Annotated in this window: 12 protein-coding genes and 1 tRNA gene; 10 read left to right on the top strand and 3 right to left on the bottom strand. The window is 71.8% G+C overall.

Going from position 1 to position 15,435, the window contains the following annotated elements; genetic code table 11:
• From EDF51_RS09405 to EDF51_RS09390, 4 genes are all read left to right on the top strand, one after another.
• Window positions 1-1,455, top strand: coding sequence for an MFS transporter (locus EDF51_RS09405; protein WP_347876521.1), 1,455 nt, complete (start codon window positions 1-3; stop codon window positions 1,453-1,455).
• A 170-nt stretch (window positions 1,456-1,625) separates the two neighbouring features.
• A complete protein-coding gene (locus EDF51_RS09400; protein ID WP_123938362.1) occupies window positions 1,626-2,306 on the top strand; it encodes a GntR family transcriptional regulator in 681 nt (226 codons plus the stop codon).
• 170 nt (window positions 2,307-2,476) lie between these two features.
• Window positions 2,477-3,790 (top strand): LCP family protein, encoded by a 1,314-nt coding sequence (locus tag EDF51_RS09395; protein ID WP_134194575.1) that lies wholly within the window; start codon window positions 2,477-2,479, stop codon window positions 3,788-3,790.
• Window positions 3,791-4,247: 457 nt separating this feature from the next.
• A tRNA-Ser gene (locus tag EDF51_RS09390) sits at window positions 4,248-4,336 on the top strand.
• A 141-nt stretch (window positions 4,337-4,477) separates the two neighbouring features.
• Here EDF51_RS09390 and EDF51_RS09385 read toward each other — a convergent pair.
• On the bottom strand, window positions 4,478-5,674 hold the full coding sequence (locus EDF51_RS09385; protein ID WP_134194573.1) for an MFS transporter: 1,197 nt from the start codon (window positions 5,672-5,674) through the stop codon (window positions 4,478-4,480).
• A 158-nt stretch (window positions 5,675-5,832) separates the two neighbouring features.
• Here EDF51_RS09385 and EDF51_RS09380 point away from each other — a divergent pair, with 158 nt between their 5' ends.
• A complete protein-coding gene (locus tag EDF51_RS09380; protein ID WP_134194571.1) occupies window positions 5,833-6,282 on the top strand; it encodes a MarR family transcriptional regulator in 450 nt (149 codons plus the stop codon).
• Window positions 6,283-6,346: 64 nt separating this feature from the next.
• On the opposite strand, the gene EDF51_RS09375 is transcribed toward EDF51_RS09380, so the two are convergent.
• Window positions 6,347-7,342, bottom strand: a complete 996-nt coding sequence (locus EDF51_RS09375) for a LacI family DNA-binding transcriptional regulator (protein WP_123291869.1) — start codon at window positions 7,340-7,342, stop codon at window positions 6,347-6,349.
• 98 nt (window positions 7,343-7,440) lie between these two features.
• On the opposite strand from EDF51_RS09375, the gene EDF51_RS09370 reads away from it, so the two are divergent.
• The 5 genes from EDF51_RS09370 (at window position 7,441) to EDF51_RS09350 (ending at window position 14,500) form a co-directional block, all read left to right on the top strand.
• Window positions 7,441-8,661: a Gfo/Idh/MocA family oxidoreductase gene (locus EDF51_RS09370; RefSeq protein WP_123673881.1), complete on the top strand. Its 1,221-nt coding sequence runs from the start codon at window positions 7,441-7,443 to the stop codon at window positions 8,659-8,661.
• Entirely contained in the window at window positions 8,658-9,662 is a 1,005-nt protein-coding gene (locus EDF51_RS09365; RefSeq protein WP_134194569.1) for a sugar phosphate isomerase/epimerase, read from the top strand. Before EDF51_RS09370 ends, EDF51_RS09365 begins: the two co-directional genes overlap by 4 nt.
• A gap of 172 nt (window positions 9,663-9,834) precedes the next feature.
• Window positions 9,835-10,827 (top strand): MoxR family ATPase, encoded by a 993-nt coding sequence (locus tag EDF51_RS09360; protein ID WP_235035938.1) that lies wholly within the window; start codon window positions 9,835-9,837, stop codon window positions 10,825-10,827.
• Window positions 10,827-12,158, top strand: a complete 1,332-nt coding sequence (locus EDF51_RS09355; RefSeq protein ID WP_123673877.1) for a DUF58 domain-containing protein — start codon at window positions 10,827-10,829, stop codon at window positions 12,156-12,158. The genes EDF51_RS09360 and EDF51_RS09355 overlap by 1 nt, the downstream gene beginning before the upstream one ends.
• Entirely contained in the window at window positions 12,155-14,500 is a 2,346-nt protein-coding gene (locus EDF51_RS09350) for a DUF3488 and transglutaminase-like domain-containing protein (RefSeq protein WP_134194567.1), read from the top strand. The genes EDF51_RS09355 and EDF51_RS09350 overlap by 4 nt, the downstream gene beginning before the upstream one ends.
• 131 nt (window positions 14,501-14,631) lie before the next feature.
• On the opposite strand, the gene EDF51_RS20150 is transcribed toward EDF51_RS09350, so the two are convergent.
• Window positions 14,632-15,240, bottom strand: a complete 609-nt coding sequence (locus tag EDF51_RS20150) for a TetR/AcrR family transcriptional regulator (protein ID WP_159573171.1) — start codon at window positions 15,238-15,240, stop codon at window positions 14,632-14,634.
• Window positions 15,241-15,435: the final 195 nt, after the last annotated feature.

The raw sequence follows: 15,435 nt of genomic DNA, 5'->3' as shown, positions 1-15,435 counted from the left end.
GTGAGCAGCACGAACGGGGCGATCAAGAGCCTGGTCCCCGCCAGGATGGACAGACTGCCGTGGACGAGGTTCCACTGGAGTGTCGTCGTCGGACTCGGGGTCTCCTGGATCCTGGACGGTCTGGAGATCCAGATCGTCTCCAACGCCGGCTTCCAGGCCGACCTGAACCTGTCGACGCAACAGGTGACCTCCCTCGGCACGATCTACCTGGTCGGCCAGGTGGTCGGAGCGCTGGTGTTCGGGCGCATGTCCGACCGGCTCGGGCGGCGCAAGCTCTTCATCCTGACGCTCGCGATCTACCTGATCGGCTCGGGCGTCGCCGGTCTCGCCCAGGACTTCTGGTTCCTGGCCGCGTTCCGGTTCGTCGCCGGCCTCGGCATCGGCGGCGAGTACGCGGCGATCAACTCGGCGATCGACGAACTGATCCCCGCGAAGTACCGCGGACACGTCGACATCGCCATCAACGGCACCTACTGGGGCGGCGCCGCGCTCGGTGCCTTCGCGAACATCTACCTGCTCGACACGGCCAACTTCTCGGAGAGCATCGGCTGGCGCATCGGCTTCTTCCTCGGCCCGGTGCTCGGCATCGCGATCATCTTCCTGCGGCGGCACATCCCCGAGAGTCCGCGCTGGCTCATGACCCACGGGCGCGAGGAAGAGGCAGAAGCGACCGTCACCCAGATCGAGGAGGCGGTCGAGAAGTCCACCGGCAAGCGGCTGCCGGACGTCGACGAGTCGAAGGCCATGACCGTCACGCCGACGGACCGCGTCGGGTTCCTGACCATCGCGCGCGTGCTGCTCAAGCAGTACCCGACGCGCACCCTGGTCGGGGCGTCGATGATGATCACGCAGGCGTTCCTCTACAACGCGATCTTCTTCACCTACGCGCTCGTCCTGACGAACTTCTTCGGCCTGAAGACCGCGCAGACGTCGATCTACTTCTTCCCGTTCGCGATCGGGAACCTGCTCGGACCGATCATCCTCGGTCGGTTCTTCGACACGTGGGGCCGTCGGCAGATGATCTTCCTGACGTACCTGGTGTCGGGGCTCGTCCTGGCGACCTCGGCGTTCCTGTTCCGCGCCGACGCGATCTCGGCGACGGTCCAGGTGGGCTTCTGGTGCGTGTCGTTCTTCTTCGCCTCCGCCGGTGCCTCGAGCGCGTACCTGACGGTCAGCGAGATCTTCCCCCTCGAGCTGCGGTCGCAGGCCATCTCGTACTTCTTCGCCCTCGCGCAGGTCTTCGGTGCCGTCGCACCGCTGATCTACGGTGCCTTCATCGGGGACGGGTCCTCGCGTGAACCGCTCTTCTGGGGGTACCTGCTCGGGTCCGCGGTGATGATCGGCGGTGGGGTGATAGCCCTGGTCTTCGGGGTCGATGCCGCACGGAAGGGGCTCGAGGACGTCACCCAGCCCCTGTCCGTCCTGACCGGGGACGCGGAACAGCAGCGGCGCTGAACAGCAACGGCGGCCATGCAACATTCTGTATTCAGAGTGTTTAGCACGGCCGTCGTCGTGGTGTCACGGTGCTGGCATGGCACTCCTCCACAGCGCGACACCCACCACGACGATCCACGACGGTGCCGGTGCGGTCGGCCAGGGTGACCGCCGTGCGTGAGGCTGGCGCGATGGAGCAGTCACCGATGCGTGTCGGCCGGGGCGACCGCGACCCCCACGGCCTCCGGCGCAGTCTGTTGCGCGACGCGGTCTTCCTCCGCCTGCTCGACAGCGTGCTGCGCGGCGAGTACCGCCGCGGGCAGCGCCTGCGCCTCGACACCATCGCCGAGGACATGCGGGTCTCCCGCACGCCGGTGCGCGAAGCCCTCGTCTCCCTCGAGTCCCATCAGCTCGTCACCGTGCAGCGGTACGTCGGCGTGGTGATCACGCAGTGGTCCGTCGGGCAGATGACCGAGCGCCTGCGCATCGCCCGGGCGCTGGTCGTCGACCCGCCGGTGAGCGGCACGGGCCACGACGACCGCTTCGACCCGGCCTGGCTCCGCGAGTGCTGGACCGAAGCCGGGGCCTTCGTCGAACTCGCCGCGTGGTTCCTCCGGCGGCGCGGCGCCTCGGTCAGCGCCGACTGGATGCTGTCGCAGCGCACCGTGCTCGACACGTTCTTCACCGACGACATCGCACTGGCCAACGGGATCGACGCCGTGGTCGACCGGGCGCGGCGACTCGACCTCGTCGACCAGGCCGTGCGGGCAGCGGAGCGTGACGCGCTCGACGACTGCGCCGTGGTGCTGCTCGAGCTCGCGGCGGCACTCATCGCCCTGCCGGACCGGTTCCGGGTGGCCGTGGCCTCCTGAGCCGTCCCGGCTGCGGGTTCGTACAGGTCGGCGCCACGGCGCACGGATCCGGGGGTCGACGGTGGCCCGGTGGGCTGGCTCCGACGTCGTTCGCACTGGATCGCCAGGGACCTCCGTGGCAGCCTTGACCGGTTGCCACCCCGGCGCGTCCACCGACGACAGGAGAGCCCGTGAACGACGTCCGCGATCGCTCCCACCGTCTCAACCGAGCCGACGGGATCGCACGGCACGGACGTCTCCGTCGGTCCGGACCCTTCCGGACCGTCGCTGCGCTGGTCGCGAGCGTGGCCGCAGTCGCGCTCGTCAGCACCGCCTCGGTCGCCGCGATCGCCGCGAAGCAGGTGACCGACGACCTCGGTGACGGCGTGCAGATCGAGGGGCAGCCCGCGCCGCGGTCGAACGGCACCAAGGCGCCGTCGCTCAGCGCGTACAAGGGTGGCTTCAACATGCTCGTCGTCGGGACGGACAACGACCCGGACCAGTCCGCGGAGTTCGGGGAGCGCGACGCGACGCTCAACGACGTCAACATCCTGCTCCACGTCTCGGCCGACCACACCAACGCGACCGCGGTGAGCATCCCCCGCGACCTCGTCACCCCGATCCCCGCGTGCAAGAAGACCGACGGCTCCGGCACCGCGCCGGCCATGGCCGCGCGGCCGATCAACACCTCGTTCAGCGACGGCGGGCTGAACTGCGTGACCCAGACCGTGCAGGGGCTCACCGGCCTGGACATCCAGTACTCGGCCGCGGTCTCGTTCAACGGCGTCATCGAGATGTCGAACGCGATCGGTGGTGTGCCGGTCTGTGTGGCGCAGCCGATCGAGGACCCCTACACCGGGCTCGACCTGCCCGCCGGTACCTCGACCCTGCAGGGCGACGAAGCACTCGCGTTCCTCCGGACCCGGCACGGCGTCGGTGACGGTTCCGACCTCGGCCGGATCTCGAGCCAGCAGGTGTTCCTGTCGTCGCTGCTCCGGACCGTGAAGTCGAACGACACCCTCACGTCGCCGACCACCCTGTACAAGCTGGCCCGCGCCGCGGCGTCGAACATGCAGCTGTCCCAGAGCCTGAACGACATCGGGACGATGGTGCAGATGGGTCGGGCGCTGCAGGACCTCCCGCTGTCGCAGGTGAACTTCGTGCAGTACCCGGGCACGACTGGCGGGACCGGGGTCTACGAGGGCAAGGTCCAGCCGACGACGTACCTGGCGGACCAGTTGTTCGCGAAGATCAAGGCGGACCAGTCGTTCTCCCTGGGGGAGGACAGCACGGGCATCGGGTCCGAGGCGAACGCGGCACCGTCGGAAGCGGCCTCGGCGCCGGCTGCTGCGGCGCCGTCGGCTCCGGCGTCCGCACCCGCGGCTGCTGCGCCGTCGTCGCCTGCCGCCGCTGCTCCGACGGCATCCGCGACGCCGGAGACCATCGACGGGCTCGAGGGGCAGTCCGCCGACCAGGAAACGTGCTCCAAGGCCTTCGGCTACTGACCCGGCGGCTCAGGCCCCCACCCCGCGTCTCGCGAAAGCGACAGTCTGCCGCCGAACATCCGCGGCACACTGTCGCGCTGACGGCACAGACCACGGGCCGTGCTGGGGCACTGTCGCTTTCGCGTACTGGTCGGCCGCCATGCTCGGACGCAGAAACGGGGGCGCGGTGGTGGACCGCGCCCCCGGAAGCCGCTCCCCGAGCGGGCGCCAGACAACCGGGCGCGCCGGGCCCGGCTCGGAGAGCGACGTCGGTGCTGTGTCGCGACTACGGGGACGAGCCCCGGAATGTGATCGCCGCGTCTCGATGATGCTATTCACCGGGGTACGTCGGGACAACCCCGAGGTGTCCCCACTTCGGGGGACCCGCGTTCTGCGACCGTGCCACGCGCGGGGTGCGGTCGGGTCGAGAGTGGCCCGGTCCTCCTGTATGGTGGTCGGAGCGCTCGCGAGAGTGCTTGGAGACGTCGCATAGTCCGGCCGAGTGCACCACCCTGCTAAGGTGGAGTCCCCTTTAGGGGACCGAGGGTTCAAATCCCTCCGTCTCCGCACTCCATGAAACCCCGGTCCGATCGGACCGGGGTTTCGTCGTCTCCGTGCTGGTCTGCACGCCGCGTGAACCAGGTTGCGGACACGGCACCGCGGAACGGCGTGGTGCTGTGTCCGGAATCTGGTTCCGCCGGGCTGCCGTCAGGCCGTCGCGATGCTCCCTGTCGAGGTCAGCTCGCCAGCGCCGCGCGAACGCCCACGCCGCACGGCACCCATGGCGACGAGCGTCAGGGCCACGGCGGCGAGGGTGATCCCGGCGCCCGCCCAGATCGGCGAGGTGTAGCCGAGCCCGGCGGCGATGGTGAGCCCACCGATCCAGGCACCGAGCGCGTTCCCGAGGTTGAACGCCGCGATGTTCGCCCCGCTCGCCAGGGTCGGCGCGTGGTCCGCGTACTGCATCACGCGCGTCTGCAGGGCCGGCACGGTCGCGAACCCGAAGGCGCCCATGAGCACGAGTGCGATGACGGTCAGCACGGGCGAGGTCGCGACGAGGGCGAACAGCCCGAGCACCACGGTGAGGGCGACGAGCACGACGAGCAGGGTCCGGTCGATCGAGCGTGCGGCGAGCTTGCCGCCGACGAAGTTCCCGACGAACAGCCCGACGCCGAACACCACGAGCAGCCACGGCACCGCTGACGACGGGAACCCGGACACCGAGGTCAGCGTGTACGCGATGTAGGTGAACGCCCCGAACATCCCGCCGTAGCCGAGCACGGTCATGCCGAGCGACAGCCACACCTGGCCGGAGCGGAAGACGCCGAGCTCGCGGGCCAGTGACGGCGTCTCGGCCTGGCGGACGGCGGGGACGAGCACGAGGACGCCGACCAGGGCGACGACACCGATCGCGACGATGGCCCAGAAGGTCGAACGCCAGCCGAGCGCCTGGCCGAGGAACGTGCCGAACGGCACCCCGAGCACGTTCGACGCTGTCAGCCCCGTGAACATCAGGGCGACGGCCGAGGCGCGCTTCGAGCGCTCGACCATGTTCGCGGCGACGACGGAGCCGATGCCGAAGAACGCTCCGTGGCAGAGTGCCGCGATGACGCGTCCGGACATCATCACCTCGTAGGTCGGTGCGATCGCCGACAGCGTGTTGCCGGTGATGAAGAGCACGAGCAGCCCGAGCAGGACGGGCTTGCGGGGGAGCCGGGTGGTGGCTGCGGTCAGGCCGAGGGCGCCGACGATGACGGCGAGTGCGTAGCCGGTGACGAGCCAGCCGGCCGTGGTCTCGGTGACGCCGTAGTCGGCGGCGACCTCGGGCAGCAGGCCGGTGATGACGAACTCGGTCAGTCCGATGCCGAATCCGCCGAGTGCGAGGGCGATGAGTCCCGCGGGCATGGGGGTTCCTTCCGTTGTGCGGTGGCGCTGTGCCGCGTACGCTGGTTGTTGCAGACGCGCGGTATTGATAGCTGCACACGCGGGGTATCCGCGCAAGCAATTGCGTGCGCCCGCAACGACCGCGGCGACCGACCGCGCAGCCGACCAGAAGGAGCCCGATGTCCGTCGACGACACCTCCACCGCTGTCCGTGCCCACGGCTGGCGCACCCTGGCGGCACTGCACGGCCTGATCGAGACGCGACTCGAGCGCGCGCTGCGCGACGTCGACCTCTCCGTGGTCGAGTACACCGTGCTCGATGCCCTGCGCCGGCAGGGCGGCTTCCACATGCGCATGCAGCAGCTCGCCCGCGCAGCTGCCCTCAGCCCGAGTGCCACGACCCGGCTGGTCAACCGACTCGAGGAGCGTGCGCTCCTCACCCGCGTGCTCTGCGCCGACGACCGCCGCGGGCTCTACACCGAGCTCACCCACGCCGGTCAGCGGCTGCTCGACGCGGCCACGCCGATCCACGCCGCTGCGCTCGAGGGGGCGCTCGCCGAAGCGCGCGAGGTCCCGGAACTCGAAGAACTCGCGGTCGCGGTCGACCGGCTCGAGGGTGCCACGGTCTGATCCGTCGGCCGGGAGGCCCGGATCACCGCCGCCCCGCGCGCTGCGGTCGCGGGGTGGTGGCGTCTCAGGCCCGCGGCGGCGCCGTCGTGGACCGCACGACGAGCGACGGCGGCACCAGGACCCGGCTCGGAGCGGGTCGTTCGGCCGCGCCGACGAGCTCCACGAGCCGGTTCGCCGCGAGCCGCCCGACCTCGTCGTTGTGCGGGTCGACCGTGGTCAGGCGCAGCAGGGGTGAGGCGGCGAGCGGGGTCTCGTCGTTGCCGACCACCGAGACGTCCTCGGGGACCCGGAGTCCGGCTTCGCGCACGGCGGCGATCGCGCCCATCGCCATGACGTCGTTCGCGGCGAACACCGCCGTCAGGTCCGGGTGGTCCCGCAGTGCGCGGCGGGTGCCCTCGTACCCGGTCGTCTCGGACGTCGGGCCGTCGCCGTAGACCAGCGGTGCGATGCCGGACGCGACCATCCGCGCGACGGTGCCCTCGCGGCGGACCGCAGCCGGGCCTCCCGAACCCGTGACGTGGACGATGCGGCGGTGACCGAGTCCGATCAGGTGATCCGCTGCCAACCGGCCGCCGGCGGCCTCGTCCGAGGCGACGACGTCGAGTCCGCCGGGAACGTCGGCCCGGGCGCCGGCGACGACGACGGGGGTGTCGGCCGGCACGACGAGGTCGGGGAAGCCCTCGGCGGCGAGGACGACGCCGTCGACCCGCAGTGAGACGAGGTCGTCGAACGGCGAGGAGTCGAGGTGGGCGTTCGCACGGGTGTCCGCCAGGGTGAGCCGCAGGCCGTGCGGTGCGAGCGCGTCGCGGATGCCGTCGAGCAGGGGGACGAACCACGGGTTGCGGAAGTCGTCGACGATGACGCCGACGGTGCGGGTCCGGGTGCCGGCGAGGATCGCGGCGGCGCGGTTGGGGCGGTAGCCGAGCTCGGCGGCGGCCGCGAGCACGGCCGAGCGGCGTGCGTCGGAGACGCCCGGGTCGTCGCGGAGCACCATCGAGACGAGTGACTTCGAGACGCCGGCACGGGTCGCGACGTCGATGATCGTCGGGGGTCGTGACACGCGGCTCCTTGACAGGACATGGGGTGGTCGGGCTACAGTCTACCGACACGTTCTGGAACGTTCCAGAATCGGCACCGGACTTCTCGAAGGAGAGAACCATGAGCGACAGCATCGGCGTCGCCGTCATCGGGGCGGGCATGGCGGGCAAGGCCCACATGGCCGCGTGGCGGAACGCACCCTCACTCTTCGCCCCGACGCTGCCGCCCGTGCGGCTCGTGTCGATCGGCGACGTGTACGAGCCGTTGGCGGCCGAGGCTGCACAGCGGTTCGGCTACGCCCGCCACGACACGGACTGGCGAGCCATCGCCGAGGCCGACGACATCGACGTCGTGAGCGTCGTCGTCGCGAACAAGCTCCACCGCGAGATCGTCGAGGGGCTGCTGGCCGCCGGCAAGCACGTCCTGTGCGAGAAGCCGCTGTCGGACTCGCTCGAGGACGCACGGGCGATGGCCACCGCGGCCACCGAGGCATCGCAGCGCGGGCTCGTCGCCCGCGTCGGCTTCACCTACCGCCGCGCCCCGGGCCTCGCCGCGATCAAGCAGCTCGTCGAGGACGGCACGCTCGGCCGCGTCCTGCACGTCTCCGCCCGCTACTGGACCGACTACGGCTCGTCGCCCGACGTGCCCTTCTCGTGGCGCTTCGCGGGTGCCCCCGGCACCGGAGCCCTCGCCGACGTCGGCTCGCACCTGGCGTACGTCGCCGAGTTCCTGGCCGGCGAGGTGCAGAGCGTCAACGGCGGCATGTTCACCACCGCGATCACGAAGCGCCCGATCGCCGCCGGGTTCGCCCTGCGCGGCCAGGCCGTCCCGCTGACCGGTGAGTTCGCCGACGTCGAGAACGACGACTACGCCACCTTCAACGCACGCTTCGGCGACGGCTCCGTGGTGGGCTCGCTCGAGGTGTCCCGGGTCGCCACGGCGCACCCGAACGGCCTGGTCATCGAGGTCTTCTGCGAGAACGGCGCAGCGCGCTGGGACCAGGAGCGCGCCTCGGAGATCGGCCTCGCGCTGCAGTCCGACGGCTCCCGCCTCGGTGGGTACCGCCAGGTCGTCCTCGGCCCGGACCACCCCTACGTCGCCGGTGGCATGGCGATGGACGCGCCCGGTGTCGGCTGGGGACAGAACCAGATGTTCGAGTACCAGGCACGCGCGTTCCTCGACGAGGTCGCCGGCGTCGCGGACCCGCTGCCGGCCAACGCCACGTTCGACGACGGCGTGCACAACATGGAGATCCTCGACGCGGTGGCACGGTCCGCCGGGGCCGGTGGGGCCTCCCTCGACGTGCCGTCCGTCCGCACCACCGAAGGAGCGCACGCATGAAGCTGGGCCTGTACAACGCGATCTTCCACGACCGACCGCTCGCCGAGGCCCTGACCGCCATCGCGGGCAACGGCCTGACCGGCATCGAGCTGAACACCGGCGGGTTCCTGCCGCCGGTGCACGTGCCGGACGTCGACGCGATCCTCGAGGACGACGCAGCACGTGACGCCTTCCTCGCGCAGTTCGAGGGCACCGGGGTGTCCATCGCCGGCCTGAACTGCAACGGCAACCCGCTGCACCCGGACCGAGCGATCGGCCAGGCCCACGCCGAGGACATCCGGCGCAGCATCCGCCTCGCCGCACGCCTCGGCCAGGACCGCGTCGTCACGATGTCCGGGCTGCCGGCGGGCGAGCCCGGCGGCACCCGACCGAACTGGATCGTGAACGCCTGGAACTCCGCCGCGCTCGACGTCATCGAGTACCAGTGGAGCGTCGCGGTGCCGTTCTGGCAGGAGATCGACGCCCTGGCGCGGGAGCACGGGGTCAAGGTCGCACTCGAGCTGCACCCGCAGAACGTGGTGTTCAACCCGGCGACGATCCGCGAGCTCGTGCAGCGCGGTGGCCTGACGAACATCGGCGTCGAACTCGACGCGAGTCACCTGTTCTGGCAGCAGATGGACCCGGTGGCGGTCGTCCGCGACCTCGGCGACCTGGTCTTCCACGCCGCCGCGAAGGACGTCCGGATCAACCCGCACGCGGCGATCAACGGCGTGCTCGACAACTCGTTCCGTCGGCTGTCGCCGGACGAGCCGCGCACGAACCTCGGTGGCGACGAGTGGGCCAACGAGTGGCCGAAGCCGTCCGCGTGGGACTTCGTCGCGCTCGGCAAGGGCCACGACGAGGCGTACTGGTCGGCGTTCCTCGAGGCCCTGCGCGAGGTGGACCCGGACATGTGGGTCAACATCGAGCACGAGGACACCGAGCTCGGTCGCGAAGAAGGGGTCGCGGTCGCCGCGAAGGTCCTGCTCGCAGCCGACACGGCGCTCACGACGCGCGCGTGAGTCGCGTCTGAGACGCACCACGCGATCCGGACGGGAGGCCCGTGGGACGTGCGCTGATCGGCGCACGCTCCACGGGCCTCCCGTCCAGTGCGCATCGGTGACACGCCCACCGGGCGCTGTCACCGGACCGATGTAGCATGCACGACACCTGTCCCGAGACGAGGAGCCCTGCGTGCCGGAGCCGACCGACCCCGCCTTCCCCCTCGAGCGCATCCGAGAGGTCGGCGACGCCATCGTCGCGTCCGTCTCGACGGTGATCGACGGCAAGACCGAGGCGATCCGCACCGCCCTCACCGTGATGCTGGCCGAGGGGCACCTGCTCGTCGAGGACGTCCCCGGCGTCGGCAAGACGGTCCTGGCGAAGGCACTCGGCGCCTCGGTGGGCGGCTCGGTGAACCGCATCCAGTTCACGTCCGACATGCTGCCGTCGGACGTCACCGGGGTGAACATCTTCGACCAGTCCTCGGGCACGTTCCGGTTCTCACCGGGGCCGGTGTTCGCGAACGTCGTCATCGGTGACGAGATCAACCGCACCAGCCCGAAGACCCAGTCCGCCCTGCTCGAGGCGATGGCGGAGTCGCAGGTCACGGTCGACGGCGTGACCCGGCTGCTCGACCGCCCCTTCATGATCGTGGCGACGCAGAACCCGATCGACATGGAGGGCACCTACCCGTTGCCCGAGGCCCAGCGTGACCGTTTCATGGCGCGCATCACGATGGGGTACCCGAGCGTCGACGCCGAACGGCAGATGCTCGCGAACCGCGGCGGCGGCGACCCGCTGTCGCACCTGCGACCGATCGTCGACGTGACCACGCTGCGCGGGATCATCGAGGCCGTGGCGAACGTCCACATCGCCCCCGACGTCGAGGCGTACGTCATCGCGATCGTCCGCTCCACCCGCACCCACCCCGACCTGGTGCTCGGCGCCAGCCCCCGCGCGACGCTGCACCTGGCCCAGGCGGCCCGTGCCCACGCGGCGTTGCTCGGCCGGCCGTTCGTCACGCCGGACGACGTCGCCGCCCTGGCACCGATCGTGCTCGCCCACCGGCTCGTGCCGGTGGCGCGCGGACTCGGTGGCACGGGCGAGGACACCGTGCGCGAGATCGTCGTCCGCATCGTCTCCGACACCGCCGTGCCGTTCACGGCGACCCCCGTCCGCTCCTGATGCCCGGCCGATCGGCACCGTCGTCGCTGCTGCGGCGCACCGGTGCCGCGCGCTCGACGCTCGGGCGCTTCGGCCGCCGCGGGCTGTCCCTGCTCCGGCGCACGCCGTTCCCCCGTCCGACCGTGCGCGGCTGGACCGTCATCGCGATCGGCATCGGGCTGATCGGGGGCGGACTCGTGGGCACCACCAGCGTCGCCGTCTCGGCCGGGCTGCTGCTGCTCGTGCTCGTCGTGCTCGGCATCGTGATGGCGTTCGTGGTCGCCGCACCGCTCCGGGGCAGCCGGAGCACGGCCCGCGCGATCGTGCAGGTCGGCGAGGTGTACCGCGAGCGGATCACCCTCGGCAGCACCAGTCTGCCGATCGGCCCGCGGTCGACCCTGCTCGTCCGCGAACAGCTCGAAGACGCCTTCGCGAGTGCGTCCGAGGCGGAGACCTACGCGCTCGTCGGCCCGGGCCTGCCGCCAGCGGTGCTCGACGTCGAGGCGCTCGCGATGCACCGGGGCCGCACGCTCGTCGGACCCGTCACCATCCGGGTCGAGGACCCCTTCGGCCTGCTCCGCATCGACCGCCCGGTGGTGCCGGCGGAAGAGGTCGTCGTCGTCCCCGCGAGCGCACCCCTCGCCGCGATCGACACCGGCGCCCTCGCCGGGGCCGTCTCCGCCGACGAAGGGCGGGTCGGGCAGGGCGGGTCCGCCGACGACAGCGAACTCCGGCCGTACCGTCCCGGCGACCCCATCCGTCGGGTGCACTGGGCGCAGAGTGCTCGACGCGGCGAACTGCACGTCCGGCAGACCACGCAGGCGCAACCACCCGAGGCCGTCATCGCGCTCGACGTCCGGCGCGAGTCCTACCAGGGCCTCGGGCGTGAGGACCTGGCGGAGCTCTCCGACCTGGGCGGTGACCAGGCCTTCGAGCACGCCGTCGTCGTCGCCGCCAGCGTCGCCCGCGCCCTCGCCGCCCGGACCTCGCGCGTCGTGCTCGTGAGCGACGGGCCGTCCGGCAGCACCCGGCACGCCGGTGACGTCGGCGGCCTCACCGACGTGCTCGTCGGACTCGCGGACGTCCGGCTCCGCAGCGACGCTCGTCCGGTCACCGAGGTCCTGCCCGAGGTGCGTGGGCGGGACGTGCACGGCATGACCGCGGTGGTCACCGGCAACTGCACCGCCGAGCAAGCGGCTGAACTCGTGACGGCGACGAGCGGATCGAGCCGCGGGATCATGGCGACGATCGTGCCGCCGGACCCGGTGGTCCGCGGGATCCTCGACCGCGGTGGTTGGCGCACCCTCGTGGTGCCGGTCGCCGGGGCGACCGCGTCCGGAGCCGCACGGTGAGCGGCGCCGCTGCGTCGTCGCGCCGGCCCGTCGACGTGCGCGAGGTCCTGGACCGCGACGACGACACCCGTGACACCCCGAGCACCTGGGTCGTCGCGCTCGCCCCGGTGCCCGTGCTCATCGCCGCGCTCGCGATCCGCCCGCTCGTGCAGGGCACCGCCTGGTGGGTGTCCGGCGTCGTGGTCGTCGCGGTGCTCGTGGCCGTCATGCTCGCGGTGCGTCGCCGGGCCCCCGGGGTCCGGTTCGTGGCACTCGTCGCCACCCTCGTGCTGTGCTCGTGCGCCGCCGCCCTGGTCAACGACGTGCAACCCCTCGGCTGGCTCGACGCCGACGGAGCGTTGGGCGAGACGCTCGCCGCCATCCGCCTGAACCCCGCGCCGCTGCCGCAGACCGACGCCATCCGACTGGTCGTGACCGTGTCGATCGCCTGGGTGGCGGGCGTCTCGTTGTTCCTCGCCGCGATCGCCCGGATCCCGTCGCTCGCCGCCGCGCCCGCCCTCGTCATCCTCATCGTGCCGGGGATCATCACCGGACAGCCGGCGGGCACCGCACTCGTGATCACCACGGCCGTCGCCTTCCTCGCCCTGCTGTGGCTGTCGGTCCGACCCGTGCAGCGAGCGGTCCCGGCCGCGGTCGTCGGTGCGATCGGGCTCGTCGTCGCGATCGGCCTGCCCGCGATCGTGCCGCTCAACGCGAGCTGGCTGTCCGGCGTCACCGGGGCCATCCAGTCGCCGATCCAGCCCGGGCGACCCGGCACCCTGCTCGAGCTCGGCAACGACCTGCGGCAGCCGAGCGAACTCGAGGTGCTCCGGTACCGGTCGTCCGACGGCCAGCCCGAGTACCTCAAGCTCGCCGACCTGGACGAGTTCGGCACCGGGGACTGGGTGCCGACGGTGACGAACGCCGCTGAGGCCGACACCGCCGACCAACAGCAGTGGGCCGAGGGCGTGAACCCCCGCCTGGCGACGCGCGGTGACGTCACGGTCCGGATCACCGGGCTGTCGAGCACGTACCTACCGGTGCCGTCCGGGGCGGTGTCGATCGAGTCGCGTTCCACCAACCTCGACCTGTCGCAGTGGCGCTGGATGGGGTCCTCGAGCACCGTGCGGTCCACCGGTCCGGCCACGCCGCGCGGTGCGACGTACGAGGTCTACGGTGCCTCGACCTTCGCGAACGCGTACCTCGACGCCGTCGCGGCCTCGGGTGTCCTGTCCCGTGCCGACGGCCGGGGGTTCCGCGAGCCGAGCGGTGACCAGCTGCAGACCGACCTGACGCTGCCGAAGGACCTGCCCGCGAACATCACGTCGACCGCGGAGCGGGTGGCCGGGGCCGCGTCCGACGACTACGCCCAGGCCCGCGCCCTCGAGCAGTGGTTCCGCAGCGACCTGTTCACCTACTCCGAGACGGCCCCCGTCGAGCAGGGCTACGACGGCGACAGCATGGACGTCGTCTCGACCTTCCTGCAGGTGCGCGAGGGCTACTGCGTCCACTTCTCGTCGGCGATGGCCGTGATGGCCCGGACGCTCGGCATCCCGTCCCGCATCGCGGTGGGGTACCGGGCCGGGGCGGCGCAGCCAGACGGTGAGTACGCGGTGTCGAACCGGCAGCTGCACTCCTGGCCCGAGCTGTACATCAAGGGGGCCGGGTGGGTCGCGTTCGAGCCGACGCCGGACTCCGACGCGGCAGCGCAGCCCTCGACCGAACCCACGGAGACCCCGACCGCCGCGACGCCCGAGTCCCCGCTGCCCGCGCCCGAGCAGTCCGCCCCTGCCGAGTCCTCGGCGACACCGACCCCCTCGGCGTCGGCGCAGCCGGGTGCGGCCGGTGCCTCTGGCGGCAGCGGTCCGGCCGGCCTGCTGTTCGGCGCGGCACTCGTCCTCGCGTTGCTCATCGCACCCGGACTCGTCCGAGCGCTCCGACGGCGGTCGCGGTTGTCGGCCGTGGCCGCTGGTCGCTCACCCGCGGTGACCGCCTGGCGTGAGGCCCTCGACGACGTCGCCGACCACGGCTACGCCCCGGGGCTGGCACCACCCGGTGACGCAGGGGCTGCGGCCCGGACTGCCCGAGCCGTCCTCGGGCGACTCCGTCAGGTGCTGCCGCCGTCGGCACTCCCGCACCTCGACGCCGTGGTCGACGCCGTCGACCGTGAACGGTTCGCGGCCGGCGGGGTCGCAGCGGTCGACGGCGAGGCGCTCGTGCAGCACGTGCAGCAGGCGCGGGAGGCGCTCGACGCCTCGGTCTCCGGTGGACGGGTGCTGCGGTCGCGCCTGCTGCCGCCGAGCCTGCTGCCGTCGTCCGCGTGGTCGCACGAGGGCCGTCGGCGCTCCCGTCGCCCTGCTTGACCGCGGAGTCTCGGCTGGTGCGAGGTTGGCCACTCGGTGCGGCGCAACAAGCTCGCACCGAGTGGTCAACGCCGCACCACGCCGCAGCAACACGCCAGAGCGCCACGCCGCAGCACCATGCCGCCGCTCGGTCAGCGGCGGCGGACGACCGCCTCGACCAGGGCGGCGATGACCTCGCCGGGGTCGACCCCCGGCAGCGCGGGCCCGTCGAACACGACCCCGACGTTGGCGGCGACGAGCGCCGTGGCGAAGGCGTCGAGCGGCATGCCGGCGTCGACCTCCGGGTGCGCCCCGAACCACAGTCGCACCAGCTCGTGCACGCCGTCCTGCAGCACCCGTCGCTGCCGCACGAACTCGGGCAGCAGATCGGTGTGTCGGATCGCGTAGGCGCGGAACTCCGACAGCAGGGCGAACTGCGCGCGCTGGTCGTGCCGTCCGAAGGCTGCCCGCACGACGTCCGCGATGTCCGCCGCGGCGATGTCGGCACGGATGAGCTCCTGCAGCGACCCGAGCACCAGGTTCGTCCCGCGCTGCATGACCTGCGCGAGCAGGTCCTCCTTCGACGAGAAGTTCGAGTAGACCGCGCCCTTGCTGAACCCGGCGCGTGCGGCGACCTCGTCGAGACGGGCTCCGTGCACGCCCTGTTCGGCGAAGACGGCAGCGCCGGCGATGAGGAGACGTTCTCGGACCTCGGCCCGTGGTGTCCGCGGCGTGGGAGAGTCGGAGACGTCGTCGTTCATCGTTCCTGCCGGGGCGGGGCACCGGGGCTGGAACCCGGGCGGGCGAGCTGGGGGCGTGCGAGCTTGGGGTGGGAGAGCTTGGGGTGGGAGAGCTTGGGGTGGGAGACCTGCCGCGCCGCGCGTCTGATCACGCGCGGCATCAGCGAAGCCCCCATCACCACGTCTGCGCGGAACCGGCGCGTTCGGGTCGCGTCG

Origin of the sequence: Curtobacterium sp. PhB25, from assembly GCF_004365375.1 — a bacterium.
GTDB lineage: Bacteria > Actinomycetota > Actinomycetes > Actinomycetales > Microbacteriaceae > Curtobacterium.
The sequence above is the reverse complement of the archived record's forward strand: the minus strand, read 5'-3'. Positions and strand labels throughout refer to the sequence as shown.